General features: G+C 55.5%; 16 protein-coding genes. 9 read left to right on the top strand and 7 right to left on the bottom strand.

Going from position 1 to position 14,562, the window contains the following annotated elements; translation table 11 throughout:
* Window positions 1–128: 128 nt before the first annotated feature.
* Entirely contained in the window at window positions 129–1,757 is a 1,629-nt protein-coding gene (locus ACT3IC_RS01310; protein ID WP_156654233.1) for an ABC transporter substrate-binding protein, read from the bottom strand.
* Window positions 1,758–2,024: 267 nt separating this feature from the next.
* On the opposite strand from ACT3IC_RS01310, the gene yccA reads away from it, so the two are divergent.
* A complete protein-coding gene (yccA, locus tag ACT3IC_RS01315; protein ID WP_103823337.1) occupies window positions 2,025–2,684 on the top strand; it encodes an FtsH protease modulator YccA in 660 nt (219 codons plus the stop codon).
* Window positions 2,685–2,770: 86 nt separating this feature from the next.
* Window positions 2,771–3,100, top strand: coding sequence for a sulfurtransferase TusE (tusE, locus tag ACT3IC_RS01320; RefSeq protein ID WP_103823605.1), 330 nt, complete (start codon window positions 2,771–2,773; stop codon window positions 3,098–3,100).
* On the opposite strand, the gene yccX is transcribed toward tusE, so the two are convergent.
* From yccX to ACT3IC_RS01335, 3 genes are all read right to left on the bottom strand, one after another.
* Window positions 3,097–3,378, bottom strand: coding sequence for an acylphosphatase (yccX, locus tag ACT3IC_RS01325; RefSeq protein ID WP_156654232.1), 282 nt, complete (start codon window positions 3,376–3,378; stop codon window positions 3,097–3,099). The two genes, tusE and yccX, sit on opposite strands and share 4 nt — an antisense overlap.
* Window positions 3,379–3,439: 61 nt before the next feature.
* Window positions 3,440–4,168, bottom strand: coding sequence for a helix-turn-helix transcriptional regulator (locus ACT3IC_RS01330; protein WP_409201136.1), 729 nt, complete (start codon window positions 4,166–4,168; stop codon window positions 3,440–3,442).
* 71 nt (window positions 4,169–4,239) lie between these two features.
* Complete coding sequence (locus ACT3IC_RS01335) at window positions 4,240–4,797, bottom strand: kinase inhibitor (RefSeq protein WP_156654230.1); 558 nt, start codon at window positions 4,795–4,797, stop codon at window positions 4,240–4,242.
* A gap of 175 nt (window positions 4,798–4,972) precedes the next feature.
* Here ACT3IC_RS01335 and rlmI point away from each other — a divergent pair, with 175 nt between their 5' ends.
* Together rlmI and hspQ are read left to right on the top strand one after the other, a co-directional pair.
* Window positions 4,973–6,163, top strand: coding sequence for a 23S rRNA (cytosine(1962)-C(5))-methyltransferase RlmI (gene rlmI, locus ACT3IC_RS01340; RefSeq protein WP_156654229.1), 1,191 nt, complete (start codon window positions 4,973–4,975; stop codon window positions 6,161–6,163).
* 60 nt (window positions 6,164–6,223) lie between these two features.
* A complete protein-coding gene (hspQ, locus tag ACT3IC_RS01345; RefSeq protein ID WP_103823342.1) occupies window positions 6,224–6,541 on the top strand; it encodes a heat shock protein HspQ in 318 nt (105 codons plus the stop codon).
* Between the two features lie 37 nt (window positions 6,542–6,578).
* On the opposite strand, the gene ACT3IC_RS01350 is transcribed toward hspQ, so the two are convergent.
* A complete protein-coding gene (locus ACT3IC_RS01350; protein WP_103178964.1) occupies window positions 6,579–6,992 on the bottom strand; it encodes a CoA-binding protein in 414 nt (137 codons plus the stop codon).
* Window positions 6,993–7,162: 170 nt separating this feature from the next.
* Here ACT3IC_RS01350 and csgI point away from each other — a divergent pair, with 170 nt between their 5' ends.
* On the top strand, window positions 7,163–7,825 hold the full coding sequence (csgI, locus tag ACT3IC_RS01355) for a curli synthesis inhibitor (protein ID WP_103178963.1): 663 nt from the start codon (window positions 7,163–7,165) through the stop codon (window positions 7,823–7,825).
* Between the two features lie 79 nt (window positions 7,826–7,904).
* Entirely contained in the window at window positions 7,905–8,363 is a 459-nt protein-coding gene (gene mgsA / locus ACT3IC_RS01360) for a methylglyoxal synthase (RefSeq protein WP_156654227.1), read from the top strand.
* Window positions 8,364–8,402: 39 nt separating this feature from the next.
* Here mgsA and helD read toward each other — a convergent pair whose 3' ends face one another.
* Window positions 8,403–10,457: a DNA helicase IV gene (helD, locus tag ACT3IC_RS01365; RefSeq protein WP_473475895.1), complete on the bottom strand. Its 2,055-nt coding sequence runs from the start codon at window positions 10,455–10,457 to the stop codon at window positions 8,403–8,405.
* A gap of 123 nt (window positions 10,458–10,580) precedes the next feature.
* Here helD and ACT3IC_RS01370 point away from each other — a divergent pair, with 123 nt between their 5' ends.
* Window positions 10,581–11,027 carry a YccF domain-containing protein gene (locus ACT3IC_RS01370; RefSeq protein ID WP_103178960.1) on the top strand — a complete coding sequence of 149 codons (447 nt, stop codon included), beginning with the start codon at window positions 10,581–10,583 and terminating at the stop codon, window positions 11,025–11,027.
* 18 nt (window positions 11,028–11,045) lie between these two features.
* Window positions 11,046–13,181: a YccS family putative transporter gene (gene yccS / locus ACT3IC_RS01375; protein WP_103178959.1), complete on the top strand. Its 2,136-nt coding sequence runs from the start codon at window positions 11,046–11,048 to the stop codon at window positions 13,179–13,181.
* Here yccS and ACT3IC_RS01380 read toward each other — a convergent pair.
* The gene (locus ACT3IC_RS01380; RefSeq protein ID WP_159339193.1) at window positions 13,162–13,791 is read right to left on the bottom strand and encodes a TfoX/Sxy family DNA transformation protein; all 630 of its coding nucleotides are present in this window, start codon (window positions 13,789–13,791) and stop codon (window positions 13,162–13,164) included. The genes yccS and ACT3IC_RS01380 overlap by 20 nt on opposite strands.
* A gap of 217 nt (window positions 13,792–14,008) precedes the next feature.
* On the opposite strand from ACT3IC_RS01380, the gene sulA reads away from it, so the two are divergent.
* Window positions 14,009–14,518 (top strand): SOS-induced cell division inhibitor SulA, encoded by a 510-nt coding sequence (sulA, locus tag ACT3IC_RS01385; protein ID WP_103178957.1) that lies wholly within the window; start codon window positions 14,009–14,011, stop codon window positions 14,516–14,518.
* Window positions 14,519–14,562: the final 44 nt, after the last annotated feature.

Below are 14,562 nucleotides of genomic sequence, written 5' to 3' on the forward strand. Positions count from 1 at the left end.
AAACAGCTCCTTGCGCCCTGTAAAGCGTGCCCGCGATCGTTCGCCTGAAAAATAGTCAAAATGCGGTTAATCGGTTGAATAGCCAACACCCTGACCATTTTATCAGCACAAAATCACGCGCTGACTGCTCAGTGTTTTTTGATATACATATCTTTGGTGAAGTAGTACCCCAGCTTATCCGGCGTAAATCCGCCCACCCACGGCTTCACCAGATGGGTGCGCACGTAGTGATAGACCGGAATAGCCGGGACATCCCGCGCCAGCAGATCTTCGGCCTGCTGGTAAAATGCCCCGCGCTCGGCGGTGGTTTTCGCCTTCGCGGCATTAGCCAGCGCCTCGTCATAGGCCGCATTACTGTACTGGCTGGTGTTCTGACTGTCACCGGTACGGAAGTTATTCAGGAAAGTCGCCGCATCGTCGAAATCGGCGATCCAGGCGTAGCGCACCGCGTCAAAGTTGTGGGTATGCATGGTGTCCAGCATCGTTTTCCACTCCTGGTTTTGCAGCTTCGCCTCCACGCCGAGGTTTTTCTTCCACATCGAGCTGACGGCAATGGCAATCCGCTGGTGTGACTCCGAGGTGTTATACAGGAGGTTAAAGCTGAGCGGGTGGCCGTCGTTAAAGCCTGCTTCGTTCAGCAGTTTTTTCGCTTCGGCGATGCGTTTATCCATCGGCCAGCTGGCGTAATCCGGATTTTTCAGTTTCACCCCGCCGATATCCGGCTGGCTAATCACCCAGGCCGGACGTTGCCCCTGCCCCAGCACCTTCCCGGCAATAATCTCTTTATCCAGCGCCAGGTTCAGCGCCTTGCGCACGCGCGGATCGTTAAACGGCGGCCGGGAGGTATTGAACTGGTAGTAGTAGGTTGCCAGCTGCGGGGAAACATCCACCTCTTTGCCCAGCGTTTTTTGCAGCTGCGCGAACTGGTTGATAGGCAGCGTATAAGCGATATCGATTTCACCCGCCCTGTAGCGGTTCACGTCGGCGGCTTCGGAGGTGATGGGCAGATAAGTCACCTTGTTGATCACCGTATGGGCATTGTCCCAGTAGCGCGGGTTGCGCTCGGCGACGATCCGCTCGTTGACCACCCACTGCTTGAGGGTATAGGCCCCGCTGCCAACAAAGTGCTCCGGCCTGGACCATTTATCGCCGTAGCGACCAATCAGGACCTTATCCACCGGCACCAGCGACGGGTGCGCCAGCATGGCAAGAAATGCCGCGTTGGGCTGATCCAGCGTCACTTCCAGAGTGGTGTCGTTCAGCGCCTTCACCCCCAGGGTATCAGGGGCTTTTTTCCCCTCGGCGATATCGGTGGCGTTGACCATATGCATGTTGCCTGGGAAGCTGGCATACGGCGAGACGGTTTTGGGGTCCACCAGCCGCTGCCAGCTCCAGACTACGTCCTGGGCTGTAATCGCTGTACCGTCACTCCAGGTAATCCCTGGACGGAGATGGAAGGTCCAGACGGTGTTGTCTTTGTTCTCCCATTTCTCGGCCAGCCGCGGCTGGATCTCACCTTGCGGCGAGACGCTCACCAGCCCGTCGAATATATCGCTGATAATATTGAATTCGACATCGCTTTCGACTTTATGCGGATCGAGCGATGCCGGCTCATTGCCATTATTCCTGACCAGTTCCTGCTTCTCTGCCAGCTCTGTTCCTGCCGGTACACTGGCGGCGAACGCCGTTGTGCTTGCGCACAGGATGCCTGCCGTCAGTAAAGAGAGGGTAAATGTTGCTTGTGATGAGGGTTTCATGTCCTTCGCCTTATAGTTTAGTTTTGACGATGCAAAATAACTCTTAGCGCTGGGGCTGGAATAAGGCAATATATTTCAGTGACCTATAAGAGCTTGATCTGATTAATCCTGACAAACCGGGGTTCGTGCTGCATTGAGCGCATTGCGAAACATTTCATGCTACCTCAATACCTAAGATGCTGAGTAAAGATGGGTAAAACCATTTTATAACCGGCGCGTCGTTTTCTATTCTTGCCGTCAATTACATCTGTCATAAGAGAGTGACTCATGGATCGTATTATTAGTTCTTCACGCGACCGCACATCGCTACTCAGCACCCACAAGGTGCTGCGCAATACCTACTTTATGCTCAGCCTGACGCTGGCCTTCTCCGCGCTGACGGCCACCGCCAGCACCGTGCTGATGCTGCCATCGCCGGGGCTGATCCTGACTCTGGTAGGTATGTATGGTCTGATGTTCCTGACCTACAAAACGGCTAACAAGCCGGTAGGTATTTTGTCGGCGTTCGCCTTCACCGGTTTCCTGGGCTACATCCTGGGGCCAATGCTTAACACCTACCTGTCTGCCGGTATGGGCGATCTGATCGGCCTGGCGCTGGGGGGAACAGCACTGGTCTTCTTCTGCTGTTCTGCCTATGTGCTGACCACCCGCAAGGACATGTCTTTCCTTGGCGGTATGCTGATGGCGGGCATCGTCGTAGTGCTGATCGGTATGGTGGCGAACATCTTCCTGCAGCTGCCAGCTCTGCACCTGGCTATCAGCGCCGTGTTCATCCTGATCTCCTCCGGGGCGATCCTGATGGAAACCAGCAACATCATTCATGGCGGTGAGACGAACTACATCCGCGCTACCGTGAGCCTGTATGTATCGCTGTACAACATCTTCGTCAGCCTGTTGAGCATCCTGGGCTTCGCCAGCCGCGATTAACCGACAGTGCTCTATAACCAGCCCCGCTTATGCGGGGCTTTCTTTTTTGGTAAACTGTCGCGGTTTTCGATAATTCCGTGATGATTATGCTGAACTTTGAAGGTAAAGAGATTGAGACCGATAGCGAAGGCTATCTGAAAGAGACCAGCCAGTGGAGCGAAGGGCTGGCGGCGATTATCGCCGAAAAAGAGTCTATTGCCCTGACGCCAGAGCACTGGGAAGTGGTGCGCTTTGTGCGCGACTTCTATCTGGAATTTAACACCTCTCCCGCCATCCGCATGCTGGTGAAAGCGATGGCCAATAAGTATGGCGAGGAGAAAGGCAACAGCCGCTACCTCTATCGTCTGTTCCCGAAAGGCCCGGCAAAACAGGCGACCAAAATCGCCGGTCTGCCTAAGCCCGTGAAGTGCATTTAATAGCGAATACCGAAGTTCACGTATTCCCGGCCGGGTTGATGCGGTTCTGACAGAACCTTTTCAACCCGTGCAATGCGCGGCCCGCCCGCCTTAAGCCAGGCGAGCAGTTTATCGACCTGTTCCGCCTCGCCGCAGGCCACCACTTCGACGCTTCCGTCATCCAGATTACGCGCGTAACCGGTCAGCCCCAGCTCCGTGGCTTCTCGCTGCGTGCTGTAACGAAAGCCCACACCCTGAACCGTGCCGTGAACCCACGCGATGATGCAGACATTTGCCATACTCCCTCCCCTTATCCATGCCTGACCTGAACCCAAAGAATAGCAAATTATGGCTCCAGGTTTAGCGTAGCGTTTTGGGCAAACAGCCGTAATGCTGGCGGAAACGGGCCGTGAAACGCGAGCTGGACAGGTACCCGCACTGCATGGCGATCTCGCCGATGGGCAGGCGGGTCGACTGTAGCTGCGAGAGCGCTACCGCCATGCGTACCTCCTCCACAATCTGGCGAAAACTTTGCGACTCTTCCCGTAAGCGTCGGCGCAAGGTGGGTACGCTTACGGCCAGACGGCTGGCGATCTCCTGCGCGGTCCATGCCTTACCGGGCGACACCATGATAAAATGCCGTACCTGCTCGGTAAGATTGATATTTCTCTCGATAAGCAGCGGCCCTGCCACCCCATCATGCAGCAGCGCCAGCAGGAGCCCGAAGGCCTGATGCTTTTGCAGCTCTTCCGGAAAACCGTGCCGCACCGCATGCAGCAGATTGCTCCACATAAAGGCCAGCCCTTCGCTGAGCGGAGCACACAACGAGTCCGTTCTGGCGCGCGGCCAGGATTGCAGGTAGCGCGTTTTAAACTCGGCGATAATGTCGGGGGATAACAGCAGCAGATCGGAATGAAACAGCTCCTGCGCGGGCTGATTAATGATCTCCATTGGGGTATTCGCCGGAATAATGATTAGCTCATCCGGCGTCGCCACTAAGCGCCGCTCATCCTGAATAATCACCTTGCTGCCGTGTGTAATATGGCAAATGGCCGGGTAAAAAAGCTTTACGTGGTGCAGGCGATGCATTTTGCTGGCATTGACCTCAGCCGCTGTCAGATGATTATGTTGAAAATGAAAATCCTGCACCGGACCACCTTTTATCGTGCGTATGTTGCGGTTAATTGCGCTTTAGCCAGTACATGGCTGTTGAGCATGAAACCGACCAGCGCGCCGCTGGCATTACTGTCGATTGGCAGTTTATCCACATTCAGCGCCCAGACGGTGAACTGATAGGGGTGCGGTTTATCCCCTTCCGGCGGACACGCCCCACCAAAGCCAGCATACCCGAAATCGTTCCGCCCCTGCACCGCCCCTGCGGGTAATTTATCGCTGTCCGTTTTTCCGGCGCCAGCGGGCAGGCTCAGCGTGTGAGCGGGAAGATTGACCAGGGTCCAGTGCCACCAGCCGCTGCCCGTGGGGGCGGCGGGATCGTAGGCCGTAATGGCAAAACTTTTTGTGCCCGCCGGGGGATGCTGCCAGGCCAGCTGTGGCGAGGCATTTCCTCCCTTGCAGCCAAAGCCAGTAAAAACCTGCTGTTGCGTTAAGGGGTGGCCATCGGCGATATCCTGACTGCTGAGACTAAACGGCAACGCCGCAGACGCAGTAAAACTGATTGTCGCCAGCGTAATGACGGCGATGGCAATGTGCTTTTTCATTGTGGTTTCCTTTTGCTGAACCGGAAACCTCACTGTAAAGCTCACAACGAATTCATAATGTGCCTGAGCGATTTTAAAATGTGCCGAAACGCTCAATAGTGTCCGCAGATGATTGCCACTGACCATCTGTGCTACTCTACGCGCCATTTCCCTGGAATCGACAGAACAGAAAATTATGAGTGTACGTTTAGTGTTAGCCAAAGGGCGCGAGAAATCATTGCTGCGCCGCCATCCCTGGGTCTTCTCCGGTGCAGTTGCCCGTATGGAAGGCAAAGCCAGCCTCGGTGAAACCATCGATATCGTTGACCACCAGGGTAAATGGTTAGCGCGCGGCGCATACTCGCCTGCGTCCCAGATCCGGGCGCGCGTCTGGACGTTTGATAAAGATGAATCCATCGATATCGACTTCTTTGTCCGTCGCCTGGAGCAGGCGCAGCAGTGGCGCGACTGGCTGGCAAAACGCGACGGGCTGGACAGCTATCGTCTGATCGCCGGTGAATCCGACGGTCTGCCAGGCGTGACCATCGACCGTTTTGGCAATTTCCTGGTGCTGCAGCTGCTAAGCGCGGGGGCGGAGTATCAACGCGCGGCGTTAATCAGCGCGCTGCAGACGCTGTTCCCTGAGTGTGCCATTTACGATCGCAGCGACGTCGCGGTGCGTAAAAAAGAGGGCATGGAACTGACCCAGGGTCCGGTAACGGGCGAACTGCCACCTGCCCTGCTGCCTATCGAAGAGCACGGCATGAAACTGCTGGTGGATATTCAGGGCGGCCACAAAACCGGTTACTACCTCGATCAGCGCGACAGCCGTCTGGCAACACGCCAGTACGTTGCCGACAAGCGCGTGCTGAACTGCTTCTCCTATACCGGCGGTTTTGCGGTTTCGGCGCTGATGGGCGGATGTCGTCAGGTGGTGAGCGTGGATACGTCCCAGGAAGCGCTGGACGTGGCGAAGCAGAACGTCGAGCTGAACAAGCTGGATCTCAGTAAAGCCGAGTTTGTGCGCGATGACGTCTTTAAGCTGCTGCGCAAATACCGCGACCAGGGCGAGACGTTTGACGTGATCGTCATGGATCCGCCGAAGTTCGTGGAAAATAAAAACCAGCTGATGGGCGCCTGTCGTGGGTATAAAGACATTAATATGCTCGCCATCCAGCTGCTTAACCCGGGCGGAGTGTTGCTGACCTTCTCCTGTTCCGGCCTGATGACCACCGAATTATTCCAGAAAATTATCGCGGATGCCGCTGTAGATGCTGGTCGTGATGTACAATTTATAGAGCAGTTCCGTCAGGCGGCCGATCATCCGGTGATCGCTACCTATCCGGAAGGGCTGTATCTGAAAGGATTTGCCTGTCGCATCATGTAACTTGAAAAGTGGAATGTTGCCCACACCTATAGTGTAAGTAACGTTTCCCGGGAGGTGACTATGAATGCCAGCAAATTCGGTATCGGCCAGCAGGTCCGCCATTCCCTGTTAGGTTATCTGGGTGTGGTCGTGGATATCGACCCGGAATATTCTCTCGACGAGCCGTCAGCGGATGAGCTGGCGGTGAATGCAGAACTCCGCGCCGCGCCCTGGTACCACGTGGTGATGGAAGATGACGATGGCCAGGCCGTGCATACCTATCTTGCCGAAGCCCAGTTAAGTAGCGAACAGCAGGATGAACATCCTGAACAGCCATCGATGGATGAACTGGCGCAAACGATCCGCAAACAGTTGCAGGCGCCGCGCCTGCGTAACTAATGAAAACCCGGTAGCCCACGGCTGACCGGGTTTTTTATTACTTCGCCATCCCGAGACGTGGGATCTCAATGGCCGGGCAGCGATCCATCACCACATTCAGGCCTGCATCCCGTGCCAGCACCGCCGCCTGTTCATTGATTACCCCGAGCTGTAGCCACAACGTTTTCGCCCCGACCGCAATGGCTTCCTGCGCCACCCCCCAGGCAGCTTCAGAGTTGCGGAACACATCCACCATGTCGATTTTTTCCGGTACTTCCGCCAGGGTGCCGTATCCCTGCTGGCCCAGCAATGTTTTACCTGCCACTTTTGGTGATACCGGGATCACGTGGTAGCCCTGGTCGAGCAGGTATTTCATCACCCGATAACTCGGGCGATCGGGCTTATCACTCGCCCCTACCAACGCAATGGTTCGGGTGGTGGTAAGGATGTCAGCTATGTTGTTCTCTTTCATTTATCTCCTCCTGGCTCGTTCAAACCGGGTATCAACGCCGTTAAGTATCTTCTCATCCCATACGTCTGTATGAGGGCAAATTGCCGGACTCTGTCTATATGTTAGTAAATATGATTAACGAAAAATTTTGATACATTATTCAAGACGCATGTCTTTTAAGAGGGCTCTCTATGAAAACCGGCATTGCCTGGAGTCTGTTTGCGCTGCTCATGCCGGTTTGCGTTTTCGCCACAACGCTGCGGCTCTCTACAGACATCGACCTGCTGGTACTTGATGGCAAAAAAGTCTCCAGTTCCCTGCTGCGCGGCGCCGATAGCATAGAGTTGGACAACGGTCCGCATCAGATTGTCTTCCGGGTAGAAAAAACCATTCGCCTTGGCAATCACGAGGAGCGCATCTATATCTCCCCTCCTCTGGTCGCCAGCTTTAACACCCAGCGGATCAGTCAGGTTAATTTTAGCCTTCCGCGGCTGGAAACAGAAAAAGAGTCACAACTTTTTGATAAATCACCGCAAATCGAATTGCTGGATGGTGACGCGACCCCGATTCCGGTCAAGCTGGATATTCTGGCGATCACCAATACGCCGAACGGCGTCAATTACGAGTACGATACCGAGCGCTATAACAAAGCCGGGCAGAGCGCCTCGATACCGCAGTTTTCTACCACCATGGCGGATGACAGCACGCTCTTGTCCGGCGTGTCTGAACTGGATATGCCGCCACCGCAATCCCAGAGCATGACGGAGCAGCGCCTGAAATACTGGTTTGCCCAGGCCGATCCCGAGACCCGAAGCCGTTTCCTGCAATGGGCGAAGCAACAACCCTCGTCCTGAGCCGCATTTTTTATCCCTTTCTCTTGCAGCGTCAGGTGCTTCCAGTAATCTGTAGCCAGTTAACTAACGGATAGAGACTATGGAACTCACAACCCGCACACTGCCGGAACGCAAACATATCGCCCTTGTCGCGCACGATCACTGCAAACAGATGCTGCTCAACTGGGTTCAGCGCCATAAATCCCTGTTGGGACAACATCAGCTTTCGGCCACCGGAACAACCGGCAACCTGATCCATCGTGAGACCGGGCTGCAGGTGAATGCCATGCTGAGCGGCCCTATGGGGGGCGATCAGCAGGTGGGCGCCCAGATTTCGGAAGGAAAGATTGATGTGCTGATCTTCTTATGGGACCCGCTCAATGCAGTACCGCACGATCCGGACGTAAAAGCCCTGTTGCGTCTGGCAACGGTGTGGAATATTCCGGTCGCTACTAACCTGTCGACGGCGGACTTTATTATCGAATCCCCACAGTTCAACTCGCCGGTGGAGATCCTGATCCCGGATTATCAGCGCTATCTGGCTGAACGTCTGAAGTAAATGCCCGTCCTGCCGGGTGGCGGCTTCGCCTTACCCGGCCTACGGTTTCCGTGCCACCGGCACATCGATGTTTTTCAACATCTCCACAAAGCGTGACGGCTGCTGTTTATTGAACAGCAACCAGACCCGGTGGCGGGCGCGGGTCATCGCCACATATAACAATCGCCGCTCTTCGGCATCAGGAAAGTCTTCAGTCACAGGCAGCAGAGCCTGCTCCATGACCGATTCGCGCGCAGGCGCCGGGAAACCGTCGCTTCCTTCCTGTAACCCCACGACGATGACATAGTCCGCCTGCTGCCCCTTGCTGGCGTGGATGGTCATAAAATCCAGCTGCAACTTTGGCCAGCGGGTCGCGGCTTTCTCCAGGCTGGCGGGCTTGAGATGGTGATAGCGCGCCAGCACCAGAATGCGCTCCTCCGGTCTGGCGTAACCGCTGAGCTTATCCAACAGGGCATCAAGCTGATCGTCTGCCAGCAGCGTGACCGCTTTTTTGTCCCCTGCCGAGAGGCTGTTCAGCGGTTTTGCCAGCTGATGCGGGTTCTGTTGGATAAAGCGGTTGGCAATCTCACCGATCCGGTTATTGAACCGGTAAGTCGTATCGAGATCGCAGCGATCGCCTTCGCCAAAGTAGTGATGAAACGCGGTAGTCAGCGACAGCTGTGCGCCACTAAAGCGATAGATCGCCTGCCAGTCGTCCCCCACGGCGAACAGAGTGGTGTGCTTGTTCTGTGCCCGCAGCGCCGCCAGCAGCGCCGCACGCTGAGGGGAGATATCCTGAAACTCATCCACCAGTATGTGTTTCCAGGGGCTGATAAAACGACCTTTCTCCAGAATAACGATCGCCTGATGAATCAGGCCGGAAAAATCAACGGCGTTTTCTGCTTTCAGGGCAGCTTTCCACGCCTTAAGCAGCGGTGCCATCAACTTCACCCGCTTTGAAAACAGCGCCTGCACCTCTTCAGGGGCGCCGGCAATCATCTCTGCCTGAGCGCCACCGTGCATGCGCATCAGGCTTACCCAGCGATCGAGCCGGGGTGCCAGTCGGCGCGCCAGCTTCTCGTTTTGCCAGAAACTGCCCTCCGGCACGTCCCAGTTCAGCTCCTCTTCCAGCCACTGGCGCCAGCCTTTGGCCTGCGCTTTTTTCTCGCTACACTGCTGCTGCCAGGCATCGATAAATAGCTTCTGCCGCGCCGCGGTGTCATTTTCAAGCTCGCTGACCACGGGCACCTTTTTACTCCCCTGCTGAATGATGTGCAGGGCAAGGGAGTGGAAGGTTCGGGCGGTAATGTCGCGGGTATGCAGCCGCGCCTCGATCCGCTCATCCATCTCCTGGGCCGCCTTACGGCCAAAGGCCAGGAGTAAAATCTGATCGGCAGAGGCTTCATTGCGGGTCAGCAGCCAGCCTGCCCTGGCCACCAGCACCGAGGTTTTGCCACTACCGGCACCGGCCAGCACCAGCAGCGACGACTCGCCATTGACCACCGCCCGGGCCTGGGCCGGATTGAGGGGGGAAGACTCAATACCGGCAAAAAAATCGGCATACTGGCTGAGCATAGCGTCGGTCCACGCCTGATTGTGCGCCAACCTGCTCTGGTCAATGTCTTCCAGCCAGGCCTGACACTGACGCCAGGCTTCCCGGCAGTTATCAAACTCGTCGAGCCGTGAGACGGACAATGGCAAGGCCTGTAACGCCTGGCGAATTTTTTGCTGCAAACCGAGCGTTTTTTCCCGCGTCAGCCAGCTGTTTTGCTCATTTGTTGCGGCAATGTCATTCAGCGCGTTTTGCAGGACCTGCGCCGCCACCTCACTCATTTCAGCACTCCACTGCTGCCAGAGCGTGTTCAAATGCCGGTGAAAACGCTGGGTTTCCGCCCACTCGGTGCCATGCAGACGGACCACTTTTTCATCGGGCAGAACAAACTCCAGCTCCCCCCAGACCAGGCCGCGTTTGCAGTGAATGGCCAATAGCTGGTTGAAAGGGATGAGATATTCATGACGTTCGCCTGAGACCTTGACCCCGGCGTTGAGCAGAACGACTTTGTCGTACGGATGTTGTGCCAGGCGCTTGCCTAACGATGTTGCTTTCAGTTCCATGTCCAGCCTGATCCACGACGTGAATAATTGCATAACAGTTTAACTGCCAGTTTTCAGGTGCTCCAGCGCAAAAAAACGTTACAATCAGCAGGGCTTCAACATTACGGCAAGAATTGAGGTTTTATGCGTACCGTTCTGAATATTTTGAATTTTGTGCTGGGTGGTTTTGTCACTACCCTCTCCTGGCTGCTGGCGACGCTGGTCAGCGTGGTGCTGATCTTCACCCTGCCGCTGACGCGCTCCTGCTGGGAAATCACCAAACTCTCGCTGGTGCCTTACGGTAACGAAGCGGTTCACGTGGATGAACTGGAGCCTGACAGTAAAAGTACGCTGATGAACACCGGCGGAACGCTGCTCAATATTCTGTGGCTGATCTTTTTCGGCTGGTGGCTGTGTGTGATGCATATTGCGGCGGGGATCGCCCAGTGCCTGACCCTGATTGGCATCCCCGTCGGGATCGCCAATTTCAAAATTGCCGCCATCGCTCTATGGCCGGTCGGACGCCGGGTTGTGCCGGTGGAAGTGGCCCGCGCCGCGCGGGAAGCCAACGCCCGCCGTCGTTTTCCGTAACAAGGACTCCGCGCGCCCATGCTAAGCCCCCTGCTTCGCCGCTACACCCTGAACAGCGCCTGGCTCTACAATGCCCGGATCTTTATTGCCCTGTGTGGCAGCACCGCCCTGCCCTGGTGGCTGGGCGAAGTAAAGCTGACCATCCCGCTGACGCTGGGGGTGGTTGCCGGTGCGCTGGCCGACCTGGACGATCGCCTTACCGGTCGGCTGCGCAATCTGGTTATCACCCTGATCTGCTTTTTTATCGCCTCTGCATCGGTTGAGCTGCTCTTCCCGTGGCCATGGTTTTTCGCGATTGGGCTGACGCTCTCCACCAGCGTCTTTATTTTGCTGGGTGGGCTGGGCCAGCGCTACGCCACCATCGCCTTTGGCGCGCTGCTTATTGCCATCTATACCATGCTGGGGGTGTCGCTGTATGACCAGTGGTATCAACAGCCGGTGCTGCTGTTGCTGGGCGCGGTCTGGTATAACCTGCTGACGCTCGCCGGGCATCTTATTTTTCCCATTCGCCCGTTGCAGGATAATCTGGCCCGCAGCTATGAGCAGCTGGCCCACTATCTGGAATTAAAGTCCCGGCTCTTCGATCCGGATATTGAAGATGATGGCCAGGCACCGCTGTACGATCTGGCCCTGGCGAACGGGCAACTGGTGACCACACTAAACCAGACCAAAGCATCGTTACTCACCCGTTTACGCGGCGATCGCGGTCAGCGCGGCACCCGCCGAACCTTACATTATTACTTTGTGGCGCAGGATATCCACGAGCGCGCCAGCTCATCGCATATTCAGTACGCCGATCTGCGCGAAAAGTTTCGCTACAGCGACGTGATGTTCCGCTTCCAGCGTCTGTTGTCCATGCAGTCGCAAGCCTGCCAGCAGCTGTCGCGCTCCATTCTGCTGCGCACCCCTTATCAGCACGATCCGCGATTTGAACGGGCGTTTACCCACCTGGATGCAGCGCTCGACCGCGTTCAGGCCAGCGGCACCTCTGCTGAGCAGATGAAAGCGCTGGGTTTTCTGTTAAATAACTTACGCGCCATAGATGCCCAGCTCGCCACCATCGAATCTGAGCAGGCGCTGGCAACACCCGGTAATGATGTGAATAACCAGCTTGCGGATGACAGTCTGCATGGGTTTAGCGATATCTGGCTGCGTTTAAGTCGTCATTTTTCTCCGGAATCGGCGCTGTTTCGCCATGCGGTGAGGATGTCGCTGGTGCTCTGTATTGGTTATGCTTTTATACAGATAACCGGGCTTAATCACGGCTACTGGATTTTGCTTACCAGCCTCTTTGTCTGTCAGCCCAACTATAACGCCACCCGCCATCGGCTGGCGCTGCGTATTCTCGGCACCCTGGTAGGGGTCGCTGTCGGGTTACCCATCCTTTACTTTGTCCCTTCGCTGGAAGGCCAGCTGATCTTAATTGTGATCACCGGCGTGCTGTTTTTTGCGTTTCGCAATGTGCAATATGCCCACGCCACCATGTTTATCACCCTGCTGGTGCTGCTCTGCTTTAACCTGCTGGGGGAAGGCTTTGAGGTAGCTTTGCCGCGCGTCATTGATACGTTAATTGGCTGCGCCATTGCCTGGGCTGCAGTGAGTTTCATCTGGCCAGACTGGCGGTTCCGTAATCTGCCTCGGGTGCTGGATCAGGCGATGAATGCTAACTGCCGTTATCTCGATGCCATCCTTGAGCAGTATCACCAGGGGCGCGATAACCGTCTGGCGTACCGTATAGCCCGGCGTGACGCCTATAACCGCGACGCGGAGCTGGCTTCTGTGGTGTCGAATATGTCCACGGAGCCGCGGGCAACCGCAGAAACTCGTGAAATCGCATTCCGTTTGCTGTGCCTGAACCATACTTTTACCAGCTACATCGCCGCGTTGGGCGCACACCGCGAGCGGCTCAACAACCCCGCAATCCTGGGGTTGCTCGACGATGCGGTCTGCTATGTTGATGATGCGCTTCATCAACGTCCGGCGGATGAGCCTCGTGTTCAACAGGCGCTAAGCGAACTGGCGCAACGCATTTCACATATTGAGCCAGGCGCAGAGAGCAAGGCGCCTCTGGTGCTGCAGCAGATTGGTCTGCTCATCGCGTTGCTGCCAGAAATTTGCCATCTACAACAGCACGTTAATCAACTGCCGGAGTGACGGGCGTCTCAACCGGCAGCTTTTTGTACCACTCCACCAGCTCCTGGCGTCTGACTTCCGGGAGCGCAGCGACGTGGAGCCCGGTGATCGCCCCTTCCAGCGCAAACAGCACCTTGTAACTGAGGTGCTTGTTCAGCGCTCTGATCTTCAGCCAGCACTGTTCTGCTCCCAGCTCACGTAATGCCTCTTCATTGGTGATGCCCGCTTCATAGAGCAGGATCTCCAGCTGAAAGGTGAGATTGGGTAAATCTTTCAGCCTCTCGCGCTTGTAGCGTTCGCAGCGCTCCCGCCGCGCCGCCTCCAGCGCAAACGACGAGAGCTGCAGAAGCGTTTCACGATCCTGCCAGAGTCCTTCATCGACGCGAAAATAGTTTAACAACACCGGCCGCCCCCGCTTCACCAGCGACAGGAAAGACGAGGCATGCTTTACGCAGTAGGGTGCACTCTCTTCACAGGCCCGCAGGTATAACTCCCCTTCCGACACCATGGCAAATACCGTGTCATCTACCGCCAGAGTGTAACCGCCAAACAGGGCACGATACTGAACCTCGCCCAGAGGAGACAGGTATTCTGCTGATTGATAGATCCGTTCATACGATAACTTTTTCATGATATTTCCCTTTTAAATCATGGAGTAATGATGAAGTCGCTTGTTAACGGATCCGTTAGCCAAAAAATAGGTAACTTATGATTGAACGGCAAGCTGATTTTTCAATACGACTGAATTACAAACCAAATTTGCGAGGAGCTTTCCGAAAATGAGGTTGATCTTTAGTCGCACAGGGGTTACTGTATATCCATACAGTAACTACAGGGCTGGATTGATTATGTACTCTTCAGGCTATGCAAACCGTTCAACTACTTTCTCTTCTACCGCAGGTAAAAGCGCGCTGAATTCCACTGCGCCTGTTTCCACCGGGCTGATTAGTGAAGTGCTCTACCGTGAAGACCAGCCCATGATGACGCAGCTGTTATTGCTGCCACTGTTACAGCAGCTTGGTCAGCAGTCGCGCTGGCAGCTGTGGCTTACGCCGCAGCAGAAATTGAGCCGGGAATGGGTGCAGTCCGCCGGCTTGCCGCTCACAAAAGTGATGCAGATAAGCCAGATGGATCCATGCCATACTGTAGATTCAATGGTGAGGGCGTTACGTACCGGAAATTACAGCGTCGTGATCGGTTGGTTTACGCACGAGTTGACGGAAACGGAGCAACATCGTCTGGCTGAAGCCGCCGAAGAAGGTAATGCGCTCGGCTTCATAATGCGTCCCATTCGAATGAATGCTCTGGGCAACGGACACCTTTCTGGGCTAAAAATTCACTCCAATTTGTATCATTAAGTAAAAATAAGAGTATTCCTGGAATTTTTTTTGCGCCCTCTGTA

Source organism: Leclercia sp. GHBNCSD (assembly GCF_055805075.1).